17 protein-coding genes are annotated in these 22,538 nt (G+C 70.7%); 9 read left to right on the top strand and 8 right to left on the bottom strand.

Annotated features, from left to right (window positions below; genetic code table 11):
* Window positions 1-38: 38 nt before the first annotated feature.
* Both WMF20_RS18870 and WMF20_RS18865 read left to right on the top strand, forming a co-directional pair.
* Window positions 39-899 (top strand): SDR family NAD(P)-dependent oxidoreductase, encoded by an 861-nt coding sequence (locus WMF20_RS18870; RefSeq protein ID WP_437615515.1) that lies wholly within the window; start codon window positions 39-41, stop codon window positions 897-899.
* A 372-nt stretch (window positions 900-1,271) separates the two neighbouring features.
* On the top strand, window positions 1,272-1,700 hold the full coding sequence (locus WMF20_RS18865; protein WP_437615513.1) for a hypothetical protein: 429 nt from the start codon (window positions 1,272-1,274) through the stop codon (window positions 1,698-1,700).
* Between the two features lie 105 nt (window positions 1,701-1,805).
* Here WMF20_RS18865 and WMF20_RS18860 read toward each other — a convergent pair whose 3' ends face one another.
* Entirely contained in the window at window positions 1,806-2,744 is a 939-nt protein-coding gene (locus WMF20_RS18860; RefSeq protein ID WP_437615511.1) for a hypothetical protein, read from the bottom strand.
* A gap of 411 nt (window positions 2,745-3,155) precedes the next feature.
* Window positions 3,156-3,905: an AAA family ATPase gene (locus WMF20_RS18855; RefSeq protein ID WP_437615509.1), complete on the bottom strand. Its 750-nt coding sequence runs from the start codon at window positions 3,903-3,905 to the stop codon at window positions 3,156-3,158.
* Between the two features lie 508 nt (window positions 3,906-4,413).
* Here WMF20_RS18855 and WMF20_RS18850 point away from each other — a divergent pair.
* Window positions 4,414-5,316 carry a hypothetical protein gene (locus WMF20_RS18850; RefSeq protein ID WP_437615507.1) on the top strand — a complete coding sequence of 301 codons (903 nt, stop codon included), beginning with the start codon at window positions 4,414-4,416 and terminating at the stop codon, window positions 5,314-5,316.
* 16 nt (window positions 5,317-5,332) lie between these two features.
* Here the strand turns inward: WMF20_RS18850 and WMF20_RS18845 are convergent, their stop codons facing one another.
* On the bottom strand, window positions 5,333-8,668 hold the full coding sequence (locus WMF20_RS18845; protein WP_437615505.1) for a protein kinase domain-containing protein: 3,336 nt from the start codon (window positions 8,666-8,668) through the stop codon (window positions 5,333-5,335).
* Window positions 8,665-10,188, bottom strand: a complete 1,524-nt coding sequence (locus WMF20_RS18840; protein WP_437615503.1) for a sigma 54-interacting transcriptional regulator — start codon at window positions 10,186-10,188, stop codon at window positions 8,665-8,667. The genes WMF20_RS18845 and WMF20_RS18840 overlap by 4 nt, the downstream gene beginning before the upstream one ends.
* Window positions 10,189-10,381: 193 nt before the next feature.
* Between WMF20_RS18840 and WMF20_RS18835 the strand changes: the two genes are divergently transcribed.
* Window positions 10,382-12,289, top strand: coding sequence for a M6 family metalloprotease domain-containing protein (locus tag WMF20_RS18835; protein WP_437615501.1), 1,908 nt, complete (start codon window positions 10,382-10,384; stop codon window positions 12,287-12,289).
* 70 nt (window positions 12,290-12,359) lie between these two features.
* Window positions 12,360-13,025, top strand: a complete 666-nt coding sequence (locus tag WMF20_RS18830; protein WP_437615499.1) for a hypothetical protein — start codon at window positions 12,360-12,362, stop codon at window positions 13,023-13,025.
* Window positions 13,026-13,436: 411 nt separating this feature from the next.
* Here WMF20_RS18830 and WMF20_RS18825 read toward each other — a convergent pair whose 3' ends face one another.
* Together WMF20_RS18825 and WMF20_RS18820 are read right to left on the bottom strand one after the other, a co-directional pair.
* A complete protein-coding gene (locus WMF20_RS18825; RefSeq protein WP_437615497.1) occupies window positions 13,437-14,264 on the bottom strand; it encodes a formylglycine-generating enzyme family protein in 828 nt (275 codons plus the stop codon).
* A gap of 838 nt (window positions 14,265-15,102) precedes the next feature.
* Entirely contained in the window at window positions 15,103-15,837 is a 735-nt protein-coding gene (locus tag WMF20_RS18820) for a hypothetical protein (protein WP_437615495.1), read from the bottom strand.
* A gap of 183 nt (window positions 15,838-16,020) precedes the next feature.
* On the opposite strand from WMF20_RS18820, the gene WMF20_RS18815 reads away from it, so the two are divergent.
* Both WMF20_RS18815 and WMF20_RS18810 read left to right on the top strand, forming a co-directional pair.
* Complete coding sequence (locus WMF20_RS18815; protein WP_437615493.1) at window positions 16,021-16,608, top strand: LysE family translocator; 588 nt, start codon at window positions 16,021-16,023, stop codon at window positions 16,606-16,608.
* Window positions 16,609-16,611: 3 nt separating this feature from the next.
* Window positions 16,612-18,051: a PLP-dependent aminotransferase family protein gene (locus WMF20_RS18810; RefSeq protein WP_437615491.1), complete on the top strand. Its 1,440-nt coding sequence runs from the start codon at window positions 16,612-16,614 to the stop codon at window positions 18,049-18,051.
* 60 nt (window positions 18,052-18,111) lie between these two features.
* Here the strand turns inward: WMF20_RS18810 and WMF20_RS18805 are convergent, their stop codons facing one another.
* Window positions 18,112-19,410 carry a glycoside hydrolase family 43 protein gene (locus tag WMF20_RS18805; RefSeq protein ID WP_437615489.1) on the bottom strand — a complete coding sequence of 433 codons (1,299 nt, stop codon included), beginning with the start codon at window positions 19,408-19,410 and terminating at the stop codon, window positions 18,112-18,114.
* A gap of 424 nt (window positions 19,411-19,834) precedes the next feature.
* Entirely contained in the window at window positions 19,835-20,236 is a 402-nt protein-coding gene (locus WMF20_RS18800; protein ID WP_437615487.1) for a hypothetical protein, read from the bottom strand.
* Between WMF20_RS18800 and WMF20_RS18795 the strand changes: the two genes are divergently transcribed.
* Complete coding sequence (locus tag WMF20_RS18795; RefSeq protein ID WP_437615485.1) at window positions 20,226-21,074, top strand: endo-1,4-beta-xylanase; 849 nt, start codon at window positions 20,226-20,228, stop codon at window positions 21,072-21,074. The two genes, WMF20_RS18800 and WMF20_RS18795, sit on opposite strands and share 11 nt — an antisense overlap.
* Window positions 21,075-21,239: 165 nt before the next feature.
* The gene (locus WMF20_RS18790) at window positions 21,240-22,508 is read left to right on the top strand and encodes a Kelch repeat-containing protein (RefSeq protein ID WP_437615483.1); all 1,269 of its coding nucleotides are present in this window, start codon (window positions 21,240-21,242) and stop codon (window positions 22,506-22,508) included.
* The last annotated feature ends 30 nt before the right edge of the window (window positions 22,509-22,538 follow it).

Genomic DNA, 22,538 nt, shown 5'->3' with positions numbered 1-22,538 from the left:
GCGGCTGGCGCGACCCCAACGCCTGACGGAGATCCCCAGTGAGCAACCATCCCGCATTGACACCTGGCCGCGTGGCCGTGGTGACCGGCGCCGCCAGCGGCATCGGCCTCGCCGCCGCCGAGCGCTTCGCGCGCATGGGCCTGAAGGTCTGTCTCGCCGACCTGGACGGGCCGGCGCTGCGCGAGGCGTTTGCGCGCGTCGCCGCCGTCGCGGCCGGCGGAGAGGCCGACGTGCGAGCGGCCCCGACCGACGTCGCCAGGCTCGAGGACGTGCAGCGCCTGAAGCAGCTCGCCTACGACGCGTTCGGCGAGGTGGCGGTGCTGATGAACAACGCCGGAATCGGCAACGGCGCCAAGCCTTGGAAAGACGTCGAGCGCTGGCGTCGCCTCATCGAGGTCAACCTCTGGGGCGTGATCCACGGCGTGCACGCGTTCACCGAGGCGATGCTCGCGCAGGGCACCCCCTGCGCCATCGTCAACACGGGCTCGAAGCAGGGCATCACCACCCCGCCGGGCGACGCCGCCTACAACGTCTCCAAGGCCGGCGTGAAGGTGATGACCGAGCAGCTCGCTCACGAGCTGCGCAACGTCGCCGGCTGCAAGATCACGGCCCACCTGCTCATCCCGGGGTACACGTTCACCGGAATGACCGCGCGCGGCACGGAGAAGCCCGCCGAGGCGTGGACCGCCGAACAGGTGGTGGACATGATGATCGCCAGCATGGGCCGGGGCGATTTTTACGTCCTCTGCCCGGACAACGCGGTCACGCGCGAGATGGATGAGCGCCGCATCCAGTGGGCGGCCGACGACCTCATCCGGAACCGGCCTGCGCTGTCGCGCTGGCACCCCGACTTCGCGGAAGCGTTCGCGGCCTACATGGCGGGCGCGGCGAAGCCTTGACGCGTAGGGCTCCTCCGGAGCAGGAGCCCGCGCAGGCGGACGCAGATTCAGGCTCACCCATACCCCACGACGTCGCGCTGCCCGGGCGGCGGCGCAGCGGCCCGGGGCCGTCCCCCCTTTCTGTCCCACCCGATCGACGGACCCATGATCGCCTCCGATCGCGACCGCGATTGTAAAAAGAAGAGCGGACTGGATGCTCTTTTGGCGCTCATGTAAAAACGATGTTTCGTCTCCGCTGACGACCGGGGGCGGTTACAGCCTCACGGACTCGGAACGCTCGGCCTGTTGCTCCGCCGCTCGGGAGCGATGCAGAAACCTGCGATTCGCCCCTCGACGAATGGGCGCGCACGTCCCAGTCTACGCGCACCGGATATGCTCGCGCTCCCCACACAGCCACTTCAGAGCCACTGGTGCAACAAGGGCACGGTAAACATCTGGTGTCCTGCGCCGGCGCTGCTGGTCACGTGCGTCACCGGGGTGCTCGTTGAAGAGGGCGCTCAGGCCATCGAGGAGGTGATGTTGCGCCAGGTCGCCGCGGACGGCCGCATCCTGGTCTTCAACGACTGGGAGGCGATGACCGACTACGATCACGCCTCGCGCACGCGGCTGACCGAGGCGACGATGTCCGTGCTCGACGCGATCGACGGAGGGCATTTCCTGCTCGGGTCGAAGGTCGTCGTCTTCGGGGTTCAGGTCGCGAACACGGCCATCCGGAAGCTCACGGTGCACCCGTCCCGCGCCCTGTTCGAGCGCGCGTTGCAAGACGCGATTCGGGAGCGCACGCCGGTCGGCATGATGTAGCTCCCTGTCGCCCACGGTCCGCCCTCGATGGCGCGAGGTGTGCCGAGTATCCCGGCTCGAGGAGACGCTGTTCGTCCGGGCGAAAGGTGCGTCGGCTCGGCGCCATCATCGATCATGCGATCCCCGCTCGAGCGCCGACCGAAGTTGGGCGTAGGTGGGCGCGAGCGCCCTGAGCGCGGCGGCGGCGGCCGCGTCGTCGCCCGCGGTCAACGGATGCTGCATCGAACCGATGAGCCGCGCCTGCTCTACTGCGACCCGTGCGGCCTCGGCGTATCCGATGCGCGCCAGGCAGGTCGCGGCGTCCGCGAGGCGGCGCGCTCCGACCCGGATCGCAAAGCGGTTCAGGTGGCCGCGCAGCTCGTCGCCACAGCCAGCCTCGATGAGCGCCGCCAGCCGCTCGGCGGCCTCGCCGTTGCCGAGGCTGCCGGGCGGCATCTCGTGATCGCCGTCCATCGACAGCCACCGGATCGCTCCGGGTATCGAGGCCCTGATGACGTCCAGCTCGGGAGTTTCGGCGCGGCGGGTGAAAGCGGCGCGCATCGTATACGGATCGCCATAGTCGATCGTCTCCGCCCGCCACGCCGCCATGAAGTCGTCCAGCGGCAGCGATGCATAAGGGTACCCTTCGGGATCGTGGAGGAGCACGCGCTTGTCGTCCACCTCGAGGACGACCAGGTAGTGATCAGCGCCGAACGGCCCGGTCTTGCCCGGCTGGTATCTCAGATGCCCCATCTCGACCGGCCCAATCCAGACCGGACCGTCCATGAGGGCTGCCTTGAGATGGGCAAGGGCATCGGCAGCATCCTTGCCTTTGACGACCGTGGACGTCCAGCCCAGCGCTGCCAGCGCGCCGTCGAAGCCGGCCTCGGGGGTCCATCCGTAGGGGTCGAAGAACGGCAGCTCACCGCCGATCAGCTGCATCCCGAAGGGGCTGCACGTGGCGAGCTCTATCACGGCGGTCGAAGGCGCGCGGTCGCCCAGCATCATCGCGAAGGCGTTGGCGTAGCAATACGGGCCCGAGCCAATGTACGGAAAATGCGCCATGCGTGTCTCTCCTGACGTTGCGAGCCGAGACGCGAATAGGCGGCAAATTTTCGATAATTGTCAACCTGCGTCGCTCGCGTCAGCGCTGCTGCGCAGGCGCCGTTCGCCTCGGCATGACCGCGGCCGCCCGCATGACGGCACATCTCCTGCAAGGAGTTCGCTACCGCACGGGCAGGCTCATGGCGGCCCTCTTCGCGCGCAACGAATCGTAAGTGATCCTAATCATGGGATCCTAACCATCGGCGATCCGAGGGAACGGGCGATGGCGGCGGAGAGCCGCCGGATCAGCTCTTGCGGCGCGTCGAGAAGGTCTTCCGGCGAGCGCGCGCTGCGAGCGGAGGGCGCGAGCGGGTGTGACGATGACGAGCACGCCCGCCATCTCGGCGACGCCCCGCTCGCCGTGCTCACACCCTAGTCATCACCGCCCCTGAAGAGCTCCCGGAAGAATCTCTCCCGGTGCAGCAGGAAATCGCGCGTCAGCGCGAAGTGCTCCGTCTCCTCGTACGCGACCTCCGCGATGCCGTCCTCGGACAGCCGGTAGATCGTCGCCCCGGGATAGGCGAGCACGATCGGCGAGTGCGTGGCGATGATGAATTGACATCGCCCCCGCTCGACGAGCTCGTGCATGTGCGCCAGCAGCGTGAGCTGCCTGGCCGGCGACAGCGCCGCCTCCGGCTCGTCCAGGAGAAAGAGGCTCTCGGGCTTGAACCGGTGCTTCACGAGGGCCAGGAACGACTCGCCGTGCGACTGCTCGTGCAGCGACGTGCCGCCGTAGAACTGGGTCACGGCCAGCTCGTCCACCTGCGTGGCGACGTTGAAGAAGCTCTCGGCGCGCAGGAAGAAGCCGTTCCTCTCCCGCCGCGCCCCGCGGACGAGCCGCATCGCGGCGTGGAGCTCGGACTCGGAGCGCCGGGTCGCGAAGTTGAAGCCCTTCGAGCCGCCCTCGGCGTTGAAACCGGCCAGCAACGCGAGCGCCTCGATGAGGGTCGACTTGCCGGAGCCGTTCTCGCCGACGAGGAAGGTCACCTTGGGGTCGAGCGCGAGCTCGTCGAGGGCGCGCACGGCCGGGATGCTGAACGGATACCTCGAGGAGTCCTCGACCCGCTCGCGCAGGAGCTTGACGGAGCGGATGAAGCCGCCCGGGAGCTGGGCGCGCTTCATGACGGCGCCGATACCGCGCCGCCCGCCCGCCCGCGCGCCCGCCGGGCCGCCGCGACGCCCGGCGCCGCGCCCGCCTCCTCCCCGGACGAGCGGCCGAGGGCGGCGCGCAAGGACGAGCAGGCGACGAGCCGGCCGCATGCAGAAGGGTACGTGCGCATGCGCCGAGCATAGCCGACGGCGCGGCCAGGTGAATCCCACCCCTCCCCGGCCCGACGGCGCGCCCTTTGCCGGTCGCTCGCTCCCCTGCCCCGCCGCTCGCCGGCAGCGCCGATGGCCCCCTGTCACCGCCGCGTGACAGCGGCTGTCCACGCGGCGGTCACCTGTCACGCCGCCGTACCATCTCCACGCGACGAGCGCCGGCGATCCGCGGATCGTGCGCCGCTCGCAGGCGTGGCATGACGCGTGCTGCTTGTCTCCGGCGCGCAGCGCGGCGAGCATGGACCCTTGCATCCTTGACGGCCAGCTCGCCGGAACGAAGGCTCGAAACTCTTTGGACGAGGAGATCGCGATGATGCGCTCTGGTGGTGCGCTCGGGATGGTGATGGGCGTCGGGCTCTTCACGGCGGCTTGCGGGCAGGCGCCGCAGCTCGAGGGCGAGATCGCGGGGCCGGGGCTCGAGGCGGCGTGGGACAAGCCCGGAACGCAGGACCCCAACGGCACCCCGAAGAGCGCCTGGCACGCGTGGAAGGGGCACCTCGTGGAGGCGCTCCTGCGCCCGCTGTTCCCGGGGTACGACCCGCTGGACCCCGAGAGCCAACCGGAGCTCAATCCGGAGATCCTCGCCATGGGATTCCTCGATGATCCGGGGGGCCAGGAGGTCTTCGATCACGCCTTCCGCTGCGCCGTCGAGGAAGGCTTCTCCATCCCCCACGGCGGCCACGAGTACAAAGGGCGAGGGGTGGTGGCCGGCGCGTCGAGCTGGGCGCAGGGCGGGCTCCCCATGAACGTGATCACCAACGTGCTCGAGTGCGTGATCGCGTTCGTCAACGACAAGACCGATGGGGTCAGCGTCCTGCTCACCGGCCCCGAGGTGAACGACGACCCGGAGGAACACCACGGCTTCATCTACAGCGAGGCGGTCTGGTGCTCGACCGTCGTCCCGGTCACGAGCTCCTCCACGGGCGCCGTCGCGGTCACCTACGACGTGGGCGTGGACGTCTACGTCACGGAGGCCTTCGCGAGGGGGTGCGGGCTCGACCCCGCGGCGGCGCTGGCGCAGCGGTACTGCTACGAGCAGGGCTCCTGCGGCCTCGACTACAAGGGATTCCTCAAGGACTACCCCACCGAATGCGTGGTCGACGGCGACCCGAAGTACGGCCGCTACACCTGCAACGGGAAGCCGTGCACGATGACGTGGCTGACGGACCCCAAGCCGCCCTGGTGCGAGCGGCCGCGTCGACTGACCCCCTGAGCGCCGGGGGCGCGGCTCAGGGCGCGCCGGGGCCAGGCGCCTCGCCCGCGAGCCGCCGCGCCTCGGCGAGGCGCGCGCCCGCGGTCCGGACGCGCAGCGGGTTCGCCTGGATCGCCGCCTCCAGGGCCTCGGCCTCGCGCAGCGCGGCCTCCCGCCGGGCGGCCGCGTCGGGCGCCGCCGCGGCGCGCAGGCGAAAGAGCCCGCCCTGGGCCGCGAGCGCGCGATCGGACCGCGGGTTCAGCCGGAGCGCCGCGCCCGCGTGCCGGAGCCCCGCGTCGATCTCGGCCGCGGCGTCCTGCCCGCGCCCCGCCCGGAGGGCGGCGCGGGCCTCGTGAAGCTCGGCCAGCAACGCGTACGGCCGCGGATCGGCGGACGGCTCCCCGAGCAGCACCGGGCGGAGCGGGACGAGCGCCGCGTCGAGCCGCGCCGCGTCCGGAACGCCCCGCCGCGCGCTCCACCGGAACGCGAGGAGCTCCGCCTCGGCGCGCTGCACCCGGTCCGACACGTCCCAGGGCGCCTCGGCGATCCGGCGATCGAGCGCCTCGCGCGCGAGCCGGAGCGCGTCCCCCGGGTCCTCACCCCGCGCGAGCCGCACGCGCGCCTCCAGCATCCCCAGCATCGCCCGCAGCGACTCCGGATACGCGGCCACGCCCGGCGCCACCGCCCGCGCGCTCGCCTGGACCCGCTCGAGCGCCGGGCCGGGATCGACCCCGGCCTCCAGCGCATGCAGCGCCAGCGCGTGCTCCAGCCAGAGCCGCCAGTAAGGAGCCCCGGTCCAGGATGGATCGCTTTGACGCATCGCATCAATCATCCCGAACATCCGCTGGACCGCCTCCTCGGGGGAGCGTCCGGTGCGGACCAGGTGCTCGACCTCGTAGAAGCCGGTGGTCAGCCGGGAGGTGCGCGCGCTGCCGAAGCCGGGGTCGATCGAAAGGACCTGGTCGCAGCGGGCCTGGGCGCGCTCGAACGAGGTTTTCGGGTCGAGGCCGCGCAGGGACTCGTAGCGGCCGCGCTCGGCGAGGACGACGCAGAGCTCGTTGAGGGCCCAGACGAACGCCGGATCGCGCTGGAGCGCGGCCTCGTAGCCCTGGACGGCGCGCTCGAGCGCCTCGCCCTGGTCGCGGCCGAGGTGGTCCGCGTGGTAGGCCCGCGCCCGGAAGACCAGGGCGGCCACGTACCGCGCCATGGCGTCGTCCGGGCTCCGGGCGAGCGCCTCCTCGGCGCGCGCGGCGGCCTCGCCGAGCGCCGCGTCCGCGTCCTCGCCGGGCTGCATCCCGCTCGCGACCCACCAGGCGAAGCAGCCGTGGACCCAGGCCAGCTTCACGTACGCCTCGGGGCTCCGCGGGCTCGCCGCGATCGCCCGCCCGCAGGCCTCCCGCGCCCGCTCGAAGCTCGGGCGCATCGAGGCGCCGTGCCTGCCGGCGGCGTTCATGGTCTGGGTCCAGAGCTCGCACGCGCCGGCGTGGACCGAGGGGTCGGAGCGCCCGTGCTCGGCGGCGATCCCGTACGCCTCGGCGGCGCGATCGAAGGGGCCCTTCATCTTCTCGAAGTCGAAGGCGGCGTCGTGGCGGTAGCGGCTCCCCATCGCGAAGAGCACGTCGCCCTCCAGCTTCTTCGCCTCGTAGAGCCAGGGCGCCCCCGCGAACGCGCCCCGGGCCTTCTCCAGCGCCTCCTCGTGCCGGCCCTCGGCGAGCGCGAGCAGCCCCTCGGCGTACGCGGGCGCCTCGACGGCCTCGACGGCGCCGCCGAGCGCCGCGCGGAGGTGCGCGACCGCCGGCGCCTTGAGCTCGGCCTCGAGCGCCGCGATCCGCGCCTCGCGCTGCGCCGGGTCGCGGATGCGGCGGGTCTCCTCCAGGCCTCGGCGGTAGAGCTCGGAGAGCGCCGCCCCGGCGGCGTAGTCGAGCCCCGGCGACCGGTACCCGGCCCGCTCGGCCGCGCGGAGGTGCTCGAGGGCGGCGGCCGGCTCCTGGAGCGCGAGCAGGCCGCGGCCGAGCGCGTACTCCCCGGGGCCGCGGCCGGCCTCGCCCGCCTGCGCCATGCGGGCCTCCACGGCCCGGAGCCGGGCGCGGACCACGTCGCGCTCGCGCTCGACGTCGTGGAGCGGCATCCCGTGCGCGCCGCGGAGGAAGAGCTCCATCTCCTTCACGGTCTCGCCGAGCTCGCGCGCGAGCGTGGCCTGCTCCGCGGCGGCGCGCCGGCCCCGGACGAAGACGCCCGCGACGACCAGCGCCGCGACCACCAGCGCGGCCGCGCCCGCGACGGCCGCGCGGTGCCGCCGCGCCTGCCGGGCGAGGCGGCGGCCTAGGGAGGCGCGGCGCGCGAGCACGGGATCGCCGTCCAGGAAGCGCTGCAGGTCCTCCCCGAGCGCCCGCGCCGACTCGTAGCGGGCGCCGGGCTCCTTCTCGAGGCAGCGCATCACCACCGCCTCGAGATCCCGAGGGATGTCCCGGTCCAGGGTCCGGAGCGGCGGCGCGTCGTCCTCCAGCACCTGGCGGAGCACGTCCATCACCGCGCCCCCCACGAACGGCGGCCGGCCGGCGAGCAGCGCGTAGAGGGTCGCGCCCAGGCCGTAGACGTCGGTCCGCCGGTCGAGGGCGCGCACCCTCCCCGCCGCCTGCTCGGGCGCCATGTAAGCCGGCGTTCCGAGGAGGGCGCCGGTGAGCGTGGGCCCGTTCTCCCCGGCCTCGCGCGCGATGCCGAAGTCCATGAGGTACGGGCGGTAGGCCCCGTCCTCGCCGCGCTCGAGCATGACGTTGCTCGGCTTCACGTCGCGGTGCACGAGGCCGAGCCGGTGCGCCTCGTGGAGCGCCGCGGCGACCGCCCGGACGGCGCGCACCTTCTCCTCGAGGGTCAGGCCGCCGCGCGCCTCCTGGAGGGACGGGCCGTCGATGTAGCGCATCACGAGGAACGGCACGTGATCGGCGACGCCGGCCTCGTGGACCTCGCAGACGTTCTCGTGGCGGAGCCGCGCCTGGGAGCGCGCCTCGCGCAGGAAGCTCCCGTCGACCTGCGCGCCCGCGGCGAGGAGCTTGATGGCCACGCGCCGGCCGAGCCGGAGATCCCGGGCCCGGTAGACGACGCCCATGCCGCCCCGGCCGAGGAGGTGGAAGTCCTCGAAGCGGGCGTGGAGCGAGGGCGGGATCGGCGAGGGCGCCTCCGCGGCGCTCGGGCGGCGGCTCTCCTCGCCGAGGCCGAGGTCGGGGGTGGCCTCGGGCGCCGCGGGCGCGGCGGCCGCGGGCGCCGCGCCCGTGGCGGGCGGGGCCGGGCCGGTGAGGGTCGCGTCGTCGCGCCCGCGCCGCGGCCACGGCGGGGCCGCGATGCGGGGATCGTCGGCGTCCGTGGGCCGGATCATCGGGCGCGGAGGCCGTGGCGCTGGATCAGCCGGTGGACGAGCTGGCGGGAGACGCCCATCGCGTCGGCCGCGTGCGAGATGTTGCCCCCGTGCTGGCGGAGCTTCTCGGTGACGTAGGCGCGCTCCAGCTCCTCCAGCACGACCTCCCGCGCCTCGGGCAGCGGCAGCTCGAGGAGCCTGCGGAGGCGGGCGTCCCCGGGCCCCGGAGGCGCCTCGCCGGCGGGCGCCCCGCCGGGAGGATCGGGCCGCGCGGGCTCCGGGCTCGCGGCCCCCCGCGGCGCCGGCGGCCCGGCGCCGACGATCTCGTGGAGCAGCTCGGGGAAGAGGACGAGCCGCGCCACGGTGTTCCGGAGCTCGCGCACGTTCCCCGGCCAGTCGTAGGCTTCGAGCAGCGCGAGCGCGCCCGGCGGCAGGTCCGCGAGCGCGCGCGGCGGGTCCCGCGCGACGAGGAAGCGCTCGACGAGGAGCGGGATGTCGTCCTTGCGCTCCCGGAGCGCGGGGACGTGGACCTCCACCACCGAGAGCCGGAAGTAGAGATCGGCCCGGAACGAGCCGTCCTGGGCCCTGGCGCGCAGGTTCCGGTGGGTGGCCGCCACGATGCGCGCGTCGCACGGGACCCACTCGTTCGACCCGAGGCGCCGGATCTGCCGCCCCTCGATGGCGCGGAGGAGCTTCGGCTGGAGGTCGAGCGGGAGCTCGCCGATCTCGTCGATGAAGAGCGTGCCCCCGCTCGCCTGCTCGAGCAGGCCCGGCCGCGCCGCCGCGGCGCCCGTGAACGCGCCCCGGGCGTGGCCGAAGAGCTCGCTCTCCACCAGGTTCGGGGCGATGGCGCCGCAGTCCACGACCACGAAGGGGCCGTCCTTGCGGCGGCTCCGCGCGTGGATCGCCCGCGCCAGCACCTCCTTGCCGGTGCCCGACTCGCCGAGCAGGAGCAGCGTCTCGTCGGTCGGGGCCGCGCGCTCCAGCCGGGCGAACAGGGCGCGCATCGGGAGGCTCCGCCCCGCGGCCTCGCCGAACGCGTCCGCGGCCGAGAGCGGCAGGACCGCCGCGGGGCCCGCGGGGCCGACGACGATCTCGGAGCCGCCGACCGTGGCGGGGACGCCGGGCGGGAGGAACGCCTCGCGGACGCGGACGTCGCGGATCAGCGTGCCGTTCTTGCTGCCCAGATCGCGCAGGAGCACGCCCTGCTCGGTCAACCGGATCTCGCAGTGCCTGCGCGAGGCGCGGGGGTCGGAGAGCACCAGATCGCAGTCGGCGCCCGCCCCCACCACGATGGGGCGCAGATCGAGCGGCGCGGTGAGCGTGCGCCGGTCCGGGAGGGCGACCGTCACGGAGAGCGCCGGGAGCCGGAGGGAGCGCCCATGATCGAAGCTCGTGAGCGTGCAGGTCGCCCCGGGATCGTCGCCCATGATCGCCATGGTGCCCTCGATGGAAGCCGCGTCAACCGGGAACCAGCGCGCCCGCGGGGCCGCGCCGGCGCCTGCGGGGCCACGCCGCCGCGCCTCCAGGATCGCTGTCATGCCGCCGCGACAGCCGCCGTCGCGCGCGCGTGACAGCTGTCCCGCCGGCGTTCCAGCGCGGGCCGCGGCGCTCGCCGGAGGTGCGCGGATCAGCCTGAAAACGCGGCGATCCGCGCCGCCCGTCGGCGCGGCACATCGGTTGCGATGCGCCCTCTTCGAACGCGGCGAAACGCGGATTGAGGAGGATGCGGACATGACGTCTCGGTACAGCGGCGCGGGCAAGGTGGAGCACCAGGGGATCTTCGGCGCGCGGGGCGGGGCGAGGCTCGGGCTCGTCGGGCTCGCGGTGCTGGCGAGCGCGGTCTCGATGAGCCGCCCTGCGGCCGCGGTGAGCGCCGAGCCCGGGCTGCGCGAGATCCCGCTCGACGCGACCGGCGCGACCTTCCGCGCCGAGGTGATCGGCGACGAGCACTTCGACTACCTGCGGATGGCGGACGGCACCGTCGTCGTGCGCAACGACCTCTCGGGCGACTACGAGGTCGCCGAGCTCGGATCGACAAGGAGCGGCGCCGTCGCGCTCGTCCCCTCCGGGGTGCTGGTCCGCGATCTCCGCGCGCTGGGCGGCCCCGTGGATCCGGCGTTGCTCCCGCGCATCGACGACGAGGCGCTCGACGCCCTCTGGGAGGCGGCGATCCCGCGCGCCGCGGGCGCGCTCCCGCGCGCGGCGGGTCTGACCGCGACCTCCGCGGTCCGGCGGCCGCTGCTCACCATCCAGCTGGAGTTCACCCAGGGGGGCGGGATCGCCCTGCCGGGCGCGTTCACCGGCAACTTCGAGACCGACATCGCCCACTGGAAGCAGACCCTGTACGGGAGCCTCCCGGGCTCGGTGAACCACTATTACGCCGACATGTCGCGCGGGAAGTTCTCGTTCACCCGCGCGCGGGAGACGCAGGGCACGGCGAACGACGGCATCGTCCGGATCAAGCTCCCGTTCGCGCACCCGAACAGCAAGAAGGACTTTGCGCTGCTCGAGCCTTACCTGAAGGAGGCGCTGGTGATGGCGAACCCGTTCGTCGACTTCGCCTCGTACGACGTCAACGCCGACGGCAAGGTCCGCGGCGACGAGCTCAACGTGCTCTTCGTCGTGGCCGGCTACGAGACCTCGAACGGCAGCAAGACACCGTCCGTGTGGGCTCACGCGAAGCCCTTTGAGCAGCCGATCACGCTCGACGGGAAGGTCCTCCCCGGCTACGCCGCGATCGGCGAGCGGCAGGTCCACAAGATCCGCGGCGTGCCTACCACCATGCCGGCCACCGTGGGCGTCATCGTCCACGAGCTCGGGCACGCGGCGATCGGCCTGCCGGATCTCTACAAGGGTCCGACCCCGCTCGGGGCGTGGTGCGTGATGGCGAGCGGGAGCTGGGGGAGCACGGACGGGGCGCCCGCCGGCTCGGTGCCCGTGGCGATGGGCGCGTGGAGCCGGCTCAAGGCTGGGTTCCTCGCGCCGACCGTGATCGAGCCCAGGGCCCCGGCGCACGACATTCCCATCGTCCAGTCGGCCGGCGCGGAGCTCTTCGGGCAGAGCGTCGCTCCGACGATTTACAAGATCGAGACCTCGGATCCGGACCAGTACTTCCTGGTCGAGAACCGCCAGAACGAGGGCTACGACCGCGGCCTGCAGCGTTGGTTCGACTTCGAGGACGTCTCCGGCGGCGTGGGCATCTACCGCGTCGACGAGGCCAGGAAGGCGGACGCCGGGAAGGTCGCCTTCATGGCGAGCACCCCGAGCTCGCCGAGCTCCCTCGCCAACCTCTACAACGCGGAGGGCGGCCGGACGTTCACGCCGCTCACCGATCCGAGCAGCGACGACGCGGACGGGCAGTTCACCGGCCTCTCGATCACGGGCTTCAACGCCGCAGGGCCGATCATGCTCGCGCACGTGAGCTATGTGCCCTTCGCCTGCAACGAGATCACCGCCTCGGTGGCGGAGCACGAGATCCACGGCCGGGCGCAGAAGCAGATCCTGGACGTCGGGGAGGAGCAGATCTTCCTCGGATACCGCACCACGGGCGCACACGAGGCGCTCGGGTTCGACAAGGGCGAGGTCGTCACGCTCCACGTGGAGGCACCGGGCATGTGGAGCGTCGGGGGCTGCGACTGAGCGGAGCGACCTTCTTGTGGAGACGATCGCCTCGCCGGAGCGAGCCTGAACGGGTAGAGTCGCGGTCGCCATGGGACGCGTCACCTGGGGCGAAGGCAACGTGATCGACGTCGAGACCCGTAGGGGGCTCTTCGTCCTCGCGCAGATGTGCAGGTCTCCCTACCTCCTCTTCTTCCGTCACTTCCGCCGGGATCGCGACTGGCAGGGGACACGGCTCGCTCCGACGGACGTCCTCTTCTGCACGGCCGTCACCCGGCAGTTCCTCGGGTCGAGCACGATCGGCCGGGTCAAGGGCGTGGCGCCCTTGAACGTCAACCTCCCGACCGTGTGGATCCACCCCGACGCGACGAGCCGGCGGGTGACGGTCTGGGAGGGCACGCCTCACGAGCGCTCGTTCATCACGATCGGTCGCGGCGGGGCGCTCGTGCGCAGGGACGTGAATTGTCACGCCGGAGGTCCGTTCAAGCATCCGAGCGGTGTGTTCGACGAGATCCTCGAGCCGTCGATCGCCGACATCGAGACGATCGAGAGGCACGAGCTCACCTCCATCGCCGTCTTCCCGCTCCTCCAGGAGCGCCTGTTCCTCTGCCATGGCGCGGGGAAGAGCGTCGATCCCGAGAAGCACCTGCTCTTCGATCTCCCCATGCCCCTCGACTTCGAGCCCTATATCGCGCTCATCGCGGCGTCGACGGAGGAGGAGCGCCGTGTGTCGCGGCGGCGATACGTCGCCGCGTAGACCTCTGAATCGTCGGCCCGCACTTGATTCCCTGGTCCTTCAAGGACGAGCAGAAGATGTCCGCCGGCGGAACGCCGATCCCGGATTTGCTGAGCAGAAGAAGGGCCGCTCGCGGCTCGCCGCAACGGATGGCGGAGATGCGTCGCCGCCGCGGCTGCTGCGGCACCGAGCAGACGTGCTCCTCATTGAGGCGCAGCAGAAGCCGCGTCGCGTACCGGTTGTACCGCTACTTCTGGCGCGACAAGGAGCGGCTGGAGAAGAAAAGCCGCGCTCCGCGACCGCGACGGTGACGACCCGGAACCTGGGCGCGGTCTCGTCAACCGACGGCGAGATCGCGTCCGGAGCCCGCGGATCGTGATGACCGTCTACAACCTTCGGCTTCGCAGGCTTCGCGGATGCGTAGGTTCGTGACTACGGCGTCCTGGCGCACCGGACTCCGTTGCCGCTGCGGCCTTCCGACGGACGATGGTAGTCGCGGAAGAAGGAAGACAACTCGTACGACGCGCTGGCATAGATATGCCCGCCACGAATCACTCGGCTCTGGTTAATGTCCACATTGGCACAATCGTCACAGGTGTCCGGGTAGCTCGCGTACAAATCTAGAGCCCACTCCACCATATTCCCGGCCAAGTCAGCCTGTCCCCACTTCCCGTCTCCCCTCGGCGACCGCGACCCGACCGTCTGGATGTCGCTGAGCATGCAAGGCTCGCCGCAATCATACACGGCATAACTGCTATCGACGGACTCATCTGTGGGTGAATTCGACCACGGATACGGCCGCTGCTCGCTTCCACCAGCCGCCGCGTAGTTCCACTCCGCTTCGGTCGGCAACCGCCCCCCATCCCAGGCACAGAATGCAAATGCTACATACCAGCTCAGGCAGTTCATTGGCAAATGCTCATAGTCACCGGCTTCGTCCGTCCATGTATGCAAATAGCATTTGCTCGCCTCCTTCAGCGCGTCCGCGTCCGCAGGCATGTAGTTGTCCCAATCCGTTCTCCAGCCGCTCGTCTCGATCAGCGGGTGCCGCCCTGCTCCCGCCTCTGGCCTGCTCCCGGGGTACGCCTCCACGAATTTCCGGAACCGCCCCACAGTCACCTCGAACCTATCTAGAAAAAAGCCGCTAACCGTTGCAGGGTACGCAGCGTCATTATCTCGGTTGAACATCCCGCCAGGCACTGCCACGGTCGCGCAACAGCTGTCGCCAGGCGGTGGTCCGCATGTGGCATATATGCCCATACAACTCGGCGCAGGGCCGCACTCTCCTCCACTACACGCGGGTGCGTCAGGAGTACACGGCGCCGCGTCCTCCCATTGCCCCTTGTTATTGCAGCGCTGTGGTCTATTGTACGAGCACTGCTTATCATTGGGTACGCATACGATCTCCGGGCGACCGCCCGCCGCTCCCTCACCCGCCGTACTCGCGCTCGCTCCGCCGCCTTGGGTCCCGTCAGTGCCGCCATGGCCCACAGTTCCCAGGATGCCGCCGGCGCTTCCTGCGCCTGTCGTGACCGACACGTCGCGGCCACCCGCACCCCCGTCAAATGTGTCGCGCTGCACGTCGTGGATCCTGACACGCGCCTCGCAGCCGAGCACCAGACCAGTGGCGCACGCGAAGCCGAGGAAGACAAGCGGTGGCAAGCGCCGCTCATGAGGTATGACCATGACTGTATCCTACAACATTGTGTCCCCAGTTACACCCACTTCGACGACGGTCGGCGGCGGCTCACCGGACCGCCCCAGCTGCACCGGCACCCTGGTCCTCCCCCGCTTCCGCGGACATCCCCGACGGTACAAGGAGGCACTGCACCAGCAGACAGGGAGCTGACGGAGAGCGAGGAGGCCATTCACACCCGAGTTCAAGGCGGAGGCGGGCGGCCGGAGCATCAAACAGGTGGCGAAGGACCTCGACTTGACCGAGACGGCGCTGCGCGACAGGATGATCGCGGAGCGGTCGATCACCTGGCGCGGACCATCCGCCTGTGCTCAGGCGCCCCCCAGAGCGAGAATGGCGCACCGCCACGAGCTTGCAGTGGACGCCGAACAAGGCTATACGAAAGCAACCGTCGGCCCGCACTTATCGCTTCCGCCCTTCCTCCTGGGCCTTGCGCCTCGCCTGCTCCTCCTCGGAGGTCCACTCACTCTCCAGGACGAGCTTCAGGCCATCGCGCCGGAACGTCAGGATCGCGGCGATCGGCGCCTCCGCCTCGTCGCCTCCGGCAGCGCCGCCGGGCGCCGACCGGTAGCAGACGATCGTCCCGCCGCCGCCGACATTCGGCGGCCGCCGATCGGCGTCGATCATCACGGGCGCCTCGATCTCGGGCCACCCGGACATCGGGTCCGCGAAGTCGAAGAAGCGCAGCTCGTACGGGCACGCCCAGATGCACCCCTCGACGACGAGCATCGCGGCCGACGGCTCGAAGCGCATGTCCACCCAGCAGAAGCCGATCCCGTCCTTCGCCTCCTCCGGCAGGTGGTCTCGGCGGTCTCCGGTGTCGAGCTCCACCACGGTCTGGCCCTCGTAGTCCTCGCCGTACACCAGGTAGTCGTGGCCGTTCGGATGCGCCTCGACGAAGAGGAACGGGAACAACCCGAAGTTCCGCTGCACGACGGCGATGGGGTCGGCAGCGCCCGTCCTGTAGACCTCGCCCTGGGTGTAGTCCCAGGTGCCGTGTCCGGTCGAGTAGCTCGAGACAACGAGCCTGTACTTCCCCGTGGGGCTCGAGCTCTCGCAGCGCGAGCCCTCTTCCTCGTTCTCCGGTCGGAAGAACGCCGCCTTTTCCACCCCGCGCGCGGCTGCGTCGTCCGTCATGTCTCCTCCGCGCCACAGCCTCGTCCGGCGGCGCTGCTCCGAGGATAGCAGGAGCGCGCTGGGATCGGCGCTGTACCTGTCGCGCGGCTGACACAGTGCTTTCGCGCGGCGCGCCCCCTGTGCCTTCACCGGCGGACGCCGCCTTCTTACGCTCTGGCCCATCTCTGACCGGAGCGACCCGCGATGACCGAGCTCGTGCCCCTGGCGACCTATTGCTTCGTGATGTCCAGCACCCCGGGACCGAACAACATGATGCTCACCGCCTCGGGCGCCAACTTCGGCTACCGCCGAACGCTGCCGCATGTCCTGGGCATCGGCGTGGGCGGCGCGGTCCAGACCTTCGTCACGTGCCTCGGCCTGGGCGCGCTGTTCACCGCATACCCGGCGCTCCACGGCGTGCTGCGCGTGACCGGCGCGCTGTACCTGCTCGTGCTGGCCTGGAAGCTGACCGGCGGCGCCGCGCTCAAGGGCGCCGAGGTGCCGCGGCCGCTGTCGTTCGCGCAGGGGGCGCTGTTCCAGGCCGTCAACCCGAAGAGCTGGGTCAAGGCGATCACGCTGGCCTCGGTGTTCATGCCGGCGGGCATGGGCGCGGCGAGCGGCGCGCTGCTCGTGTCCGCCGTCGGCCTCGTCATCATTTTTCCGTGCATCTCGGCGTGGGCGCTGTTCGGCGTGGCGCTCCGGCGATTTCTCACCGATCCGCGACGGCAGCGGGTGTTCAATGGCATCATGGCCGGCGCGCTGGCGGTGCTGGCGCTCCTGTTCCTGCGCTGACCCATGTTCTCGCTCGACCGCGACTCCGCCGTTCCCCTGGCCGACCAGATCGAGGCGCGGCTGCGCGCGCTCATCGAGGGCGCGCGGCTGCCGCCCGGCGCGCGGCTGACGTCGATCCGCCAGCTGTCGGGTCAGCTGGGCGTGAGCCCCAACACCGTGGTGGCGGCCTACGATCGGCTGGCGGCGGCCGGGCTCGTCGAGTCACGCGGCACGGCCGGGTATTTCGTGTGCGAGGCGGCGTCGGCCATGCCGAGCGAGGCGTGGATCGAGGCCGGGGAGGAGCAGGAGCCGGTGTGGCTGGCGCAGCAGGCGAACGACCAGCGCGCCGGCGTGCTGCTGGCGAGCAGCGGCGCCCTCCCGGCGAGCTGGCTGAGCGACGCCATCCCCGCGACGGTGCTCCAGCGCGCGCTCGCCCGGAGCGACGCCGGCATGGCGGCGCGCTGCCCGCCGCAGGGGCTGCCCGAGCTGCGCGAGCGGATCGCGACGCTGCTGCGCGCGCAGGGCATCCCGGCCGACGCGGGCCGCGTGCTCACCACCTGGGGCGGCACGCACGCCATCGACCTGATCTGCCGGAGCACCCTCCAGCCGGGCGACGCGGTGCTCGTGGAAAACCCCGGCTATTTCCTGATGTTCGGCCGCCTGCGGCAGGCGGGCTACCGCATCGTGCCGGTGGCGCGGAGGCCCGACGGCGTGGATCTCGGGGCGCTGGAGGCCGCGTGCCGCGAGCACCGGCCCAAGCTGCTGTTCCTCCAGAGCGTGCTGCACAACCCGACCGGCTGGGGGTCGAGCGCCGCCAACCTGCACCGCGCGCTGCTGATCGCGCACCAGCACGGCGTGCTCATCGCCGAGGACGACGTGCACGGTCACTTCCACCCCGGGCACCCGACGCGGCTGGCGCAGCTCTCGGGGCTGGACGGGGTCGTCTATTATTCGAGCTTCTGCAAGGCGCTGAGCCCGGCGCTGCGCCTGGGCTACATCGCCGCCGAGCCGGCGCGGCTGAAGCCGCTCCTGCGCGAGAAGATCTACTCGGTGCTGACGACCGGCGCGCTGAACGAGCTCGTGCTGCTGGAGGTGCTGTCGGCCGGCAGGTGGCGCAAGCACATCGACCGGCTGCAGCAGAAGCTCGGCGCGGCGCGGAACGCGGCGGCGCGCCGGCTGCGCGACGCCGGCGTGCTGCTCGACCATCCGGGCGAGGGCGGGCTGTTCCTCTGGGGCGCCGTGCCGCGCGGCGTGGACATCGACGAGCTGGTGAAGGACGCGTACCTCAACAAGATCCTGCTGGCGCGCGGGGCGACGTTCATGGCGGACGGGGCGGACGATCCGCACCTCCGGTTCAACGCGGTGTTCAGCCAGCACGCGCGCGTGGCGGAGTACCTCGGGCAGCGGTTCGCGGCGGTGGCGAGCGCGCGGGGGGCGATGGCGCGGGCGGGCGTGGTGGCGTGACGGGTCGGGAGGCGCCGCGGTCGGCGTCACGGCTGAGGGGGTGTCACGGCGCGCAACGGCTCACTTGTGCGTCGGAACGATCTTCTTGATGGTCCCGTCGTCGTTGAAGTAGGCGCGATCCACGCATGTCGATCGCCGGTAGCTACCGCCGGTCGGCAGCCCGGCGTTGTGGTATGTGAGGTAGCTGGCGCCCTTGAAGTCGAAGAGCGACTGGTGAATTGTGTCGCTGTTCGGCACCCGGTCCAGGATGACGCCCCGATGTTGCCACGGCCCTCCCGGCGATGTGCTTGTGGCGTAGGAGATGGTCTCCGGGAACCCCGAAGCGTACGTCAAGTAATAGAGGCTGCCGTGCTTGGAGAGGAACGGCGCCTCGGTGTAGCTGGGGATGTCCTTGAGCACATGGATCTGGGCGCTGCCGAGGCCGCGGTTCTGCATCTTCCCGCCGCCGTCGGTGGTGTAGGTCTCCCCCTTCAGGTGGATCATATCCTGTTCGAGCTCGACCCAGTACAGGACTCCATTTCCCCAGTACATGTAGACCCGGCCGTCGTCGTCGACGAGGACCGTCGGGTCGAGGTTGCGCCACGAATGCTCTGCCGTGCCCTGGGTGTCGGCCAAGAAGATGAGCGGGATTCCGCGTGCGTCCTTGAACGGTCCTTCCGGCTTGTCCGCGACCGCGACGCCGATCGAGATCCCGTAGCCGGACTGGCCGCCCTCCACCGGCGCGTAGAAGTAGAACTTCGGGTTGCCGTCCTTGTCGTCGCGATGGACCACCTGCCCCGCATTGGCGTTGCCCGTCGACTCGCCGCCGCGAGCCCAGGAGAACACATCGTAGCGCATCACCGCGCCCTTGTTCTCCCAGCGGACCATGTCGGACGAGGCCCAGAGCCGGTAGTCGAACATGCGATAGCCGCTCGCCCCCTCGGCCTGCTCGTCATGGCCGGTATACAGGTAGACCTTGTTGTTCCAGACCATGGCGGCGCCATCCGCGGTAAAAATGCGGTCTCCGGGACCGCTCGTCGGATCCGGCGCGTCGTACTTGATGATGGGATTGTCGAACTCCGTCGGGGGTGGCGCGTCGTCCTCGCCGCCACCCCCGCCACCGGTCCCGCCGCCGCCGGTCCCGCCGCCGCCCTCCCCGGGATCGATCGTCCCGCCGCCGGTGCCGCCGGTCGTGGCGGAGCTGCCGGTCGTGGCGACGCTGCTGGTGCTGCCGGTCGTGGCGGTGGCAGCTCCAGCCTGTCCACCGGCGCCTTCGGCCTGTCCACCGGCGCCGCCGGTGCCGCTTGACGCTTGGCCCGACGAGTCGCAAGCCGTGAGCCAGAGCCCAGCGATGACGAGCGCCAGAGACTGCGCTCCCAAGAAAGAGAGTTCTCGCCTCTTCATGTTGGACCTAGCCGGTCGGGGATCTGCGAGAGTTTCGCCGCCCGAAGCGGGATCACGCACCTGATTGAGCAGGATCCGAGCCGGAGCCCATATTGTTAACGTTAACATATCCAATGTCAAAACAAATGGATCCGCGCGGGGCTCTCGACCGCGACGGGTGCGCAGCGGCGACCGGCCACGGCGCGCGCGTGAGCTGTCCCACGAGCGCTCGTCAGGAGAGCCCGCGCTGACGCCCGCGCTGACCAGGGCTCGGCGCCTGCATCTCTTGACGCGACGCTCCGGAGGAGCCCCGCCGGCCCTGTCCTCCCTCCCCTGGACTCGAGGGGACCCGCGGGCCGGTCGTTTAGAATTGACACGCGAAATGTTAGCGCTAACATATCGCACGAAGAATATCTTCGGGTCATTCCACCTCCTGCGCGTCAGGTGGCTGAAGACCGGTGTCTTTCTTTACGCTCCAAAGAGGAGGCCACATGGCTTTACCGAGCTTGCGAGGCGTCTCGCTCACGATCGGAATGGCTGCGTTCGTTGGCTCTGCGATGATCGGCATCGGCGTCACGGGAGGCTGCAGCGACGACGCGAGCTCCTCCGAGAGCACGGAAGCGAGCGCCTCCGGCACGGGAGGCTCCGGGGCAGCCGGCTCCGGCTCGGCTTCCTCCGGGTCGGGCGACGGGGGCGCAGGCGGCGCGAGCTCGTCGTCGAGCAGCGCCAGCAGCGCCAGCAGCTCCAGCAGCGCCAGCAGCGCCAGCAGCGCCAGCTCGGGCGGCGGCGGGGATCCAGAGCCGGTCAGGTTCGTGGGCAACATCACGACATCAGGCCAGATCGAGGGGAACTTCCTCAAGTACTGGAATCAGATCACGCCCGAGAACGAAAGCAAATGGGACGCGGTCGAGCCCCAGCGTGACCGGATGAACTGGTCGAAGACGGACGCCATCTACAAGTTCGCCAAGGACAACAAGATCCCGTTCAAGTGGCACACCTTCGTGTGGGGGGGCCAGCAGCCGCGCTGGATCGAAGGCTTGCCGCGGAACGAGCAGGCGGAAGAGGTCGAGGAGCTGATCCGGGAGGTCTGCACCCGCTACCCCGACATGGAGATGATCGACGTGGTGAACGAGCCTCCGCCCCACACGAGGCCTGCGACGATGGACGCGCTCGGCGGCGCGGGCGCGAGCGGGTACGACTGGATCGTCAAGGCGTTCCAGCTGGCGCGCCAGTACTGCCCGAAGTCGATCCTCATCCTGAACGACTACAACACCATCGAATTCGGCAACGACAACAACAACATCATCAACATCGCGAGGAAGGTCAAGGAAGCGGGCGCTCCCATCGACGCCATCGGATGCCAGGCTCATGGCACGGGGAACATGCCAGTCGCCACCATCAAGGGCTTCCTCGACAAGATCACCTCCGAGACCGGGCTCCCCATCTACATCACCGAGTACGACCTCAACATCGCGGACGACCAGAGGCAAAAGCAGGTGATGGAGGAGCAGTTCACGATGTTCTGGAACCACGAGAACATCAAGGGCATCACGCTCTGGGGCTACGTTTACGGCACGACCTGGGTGAAGGAGTCGGGCCTCATCAAGAATGGCCAGCCGCGCCCCGCCATGCAGTGGTTGATGGAGTTCCTCGGCAAGTAGTCGATCGAGTCGTTCGCCGGCGCGTGGGTTCGTCTGTTCCGATGGTGTTCTGGAGGATAGGCGCTCCCCCCGCGCGGCCGTCTGGTAGGATCGTCGGTTGCGCTCGAGGCGTGTCCCCCGCAGAGGGCGGCTTCACCCTCCCCCAACTCCTGACGAGGTCCTACCATGTCTACCACCGGTCGACGTCATCGTGGTCTGGTCGCCTGCCTTTCCCTTGCTGTGCTCGTGGCCGCCGGGTGCGATCCTGGGTCGGAGCCCGCGGCCCTCGCGGACGCTGCGGTCGAGGAGGCGGCGCTAGAGGCGAATGCGGCGCCGACGGCCGGCCACCACGCGAAGCACGCGACGAAGAAGAAGTGCCGCCGCCACGTCGGCGTCCACGCGGAGTGGTCGTCTGTGGCGCCGCTGCTCCAGGCGCGAGAGCGGCACGTCGCCCTGCTCATGCCCGACGGCCAGGTGATGGTCGCCGGTGGCAGCGGCGACTACCCCTACCCCACGACGGTCGATTTCTACAACCCCGCCACGGACACGTGGACGACCGGTGACGCGCTGCCCTATCCGATGTCCCCCGTGGGCGCGGCGCTCCTGCAGGACGGCAGGGTGCTCTTCAGCCCGGGCGGGCTCGTCTACGATCCGAGCACGGGCGCGACGACGAGCGTCCCCTTCACCCCCGCAGAGGCGGCCCGCGGCTGGGAGTTTGCCCAGACGGCGCTGACCCCGTTGCCGAGCGGATTGGTGCTGCGCACGGGCGGCAGCGACGACGACCGCGTGCTCAAGGAGGCCGTGCTCTACGATCCTGCCGCGAACACCTGGTCCAGCGCAGGGTCGATGTCGGTCACCCGCCACCTGCATACGGCGACGCTGCTCCAGGACGGGCGCGTGCTCGTCGTCGGCGGCTACACGTTGAACGGCAACGAGATGCCGGCAGGTCGCACCAGCGTGGAGATCTACGATCCGGCCACGGGCGCGTGGACGGCGGCGGCGCCGACGAACCTGCCGCGCATGCAGCACACGGCCACGCTGCTGCCGAGCGGGCGCGTGCTGGTGATCGGCGGCGGCGGCAGGATCTACGGCGGAACCGAGGAGGAGATCGCGGTCCTCGTCGATGCCGGCGAGACCGCCGAGATTTACGACCCCGCGAGCGACACGTGGACGTTGACCCCGCCGCCGAATTTCCGCCACACCTGGGCGTCCGCCGTGGCGCCCATGGATCACGGCCGCGTGATGGCGATCGGCAGCGAGGGCGCCGAGATCTACAAGGAGGCCAACAACACCTGGACGGTGATCGACGAGCCGATCCAGAGAGGCTTCCACACGGCGACGACGCTGCAGGACGGCTCGGTGCTCATCACAGGCGGGTATGACGCGACGTACTTCGTCAATCCGCCGACGCTCGCGAGCGTGGAGCGCTACGGGGGCTGCAAGAAGAGGCATTGACGCCTTCACGCCTCCGCAGGCCGCGGCGGT

Origin of the sequence: Sorangium sp. So ce834, from assembly GCF_051521425.1 — a bacterium.
GTDB classification, from domain to species: Bacteria; Myxococcota_A; Polyangia; order Polyangiales; family Polyangiaceae; genus Sorangium; species Sorangium cellulosum_D.
The sequence above is the reverse complement of the archived record's forward strand: the minus strand, read 5'-3'. Positions and strand labels throughout refer to the sequence as shown.

Bases quoted from the DNA above. Each gene is read 5' to 3' on its own strand.
- WMF20_RS18865 (WP_437615513.1), top strand. From the start codon at position 1,272: ATGCTCGCGCTCCCCACACAGCCACTTCAGAGCCACTGGTGCAACAAG.
- WMF20_RS18860 (WP_437615511.1), bottom strand. From the start codon at position 2,744: ATGGCGCATTTTCCGTACATTGGCTCGGGCCCGTATTGCTACGCCAAC.
- WMF20_RS18855 (WP_437615509.1), bottom strand. From the start codon at position 3,905: ATGAAGCGCGCCCAGCTCCCGGGCGGCTTCATCCGCTCCGTCAAGCTC.
- WMF20_RS18850 (WP_437615507.1), top strand. From the start codon at position 4,414: ATGATGCGCTCTGGTGGTGCGCTCGGGATGGTGATGGGCGTCGGGCTC.
- WMF20_RS18845 (WP_437615505.1), bottom strand. From the start codon at position 8,668: ATGATCCGGCCCACGGACGCCGACGATCCCCGCATCGCGGCCCCGCCG.
- WMF20_RS18840 (WP_437615503.1), bottom strand. From the start codon at position 10,188: ATGACAGCGATCCTGGAGGCGCGGCGGCGTGGCCCCGCAGGCGCCGGC.
- WMF20_RS18835 (WP_437615501.1), top strand. From the start codon at position 10,382: ATGACGTCTCGGTACAGCGGCGCGGGCAAGGTGGAGCACCAGGGGATC.
- WMF20_RS18830 (WP_437615499.1), top strand. From the start codon at position 12,360: ATGGGACGCGTCACCTGGGGCGAAGGCAACGTGATCGACGTCGAGACC.
- WMF20_RS18825 (WP_437615497.1), bottom strand. From the start codon at position 14,264: ATGGGCATATATGCCACATGCGGACCACCGCCTGGCGACAGCTGTTGC.
- WMF20_RS18820 (WP_437615495.1), bottom strand. From the start codon at position 15,837: ATGACGGACGACGCAGCCGCGCGCGGGGTGGAAAAGGCGGCGTTCTTC.
- WMF20_RS18815 (WP_437615493.1), top strand. From the start codon at position 16,021: ATGACCGAGCTCGTGCCCCTGGCGACCTATTGCTTCGTGATGTCCAGC.
- WMF20_RS18810 (WP_437615491.1), top strand. From the start codon at position 16,612: ATGTTCTCGCTCGACCGCGACTCCGCCGTTCCCCTGGCCGACCAGATC.
- WMF20_RS18800 (WP_437615487.1), bottom strand. From the start codon at position 20,236: ATGTTGCCCACGAACCTGACCGGCTCTGGATCCCCGCCGCCGCCCGAG.
- WMF20_RS18790 (WP_437615483.1), top strand. From the start codon at position 21,240: ATGTCTACCACCGGTCGACGTCATCGTGGTCTGGTCGCCTGCCTTTCC.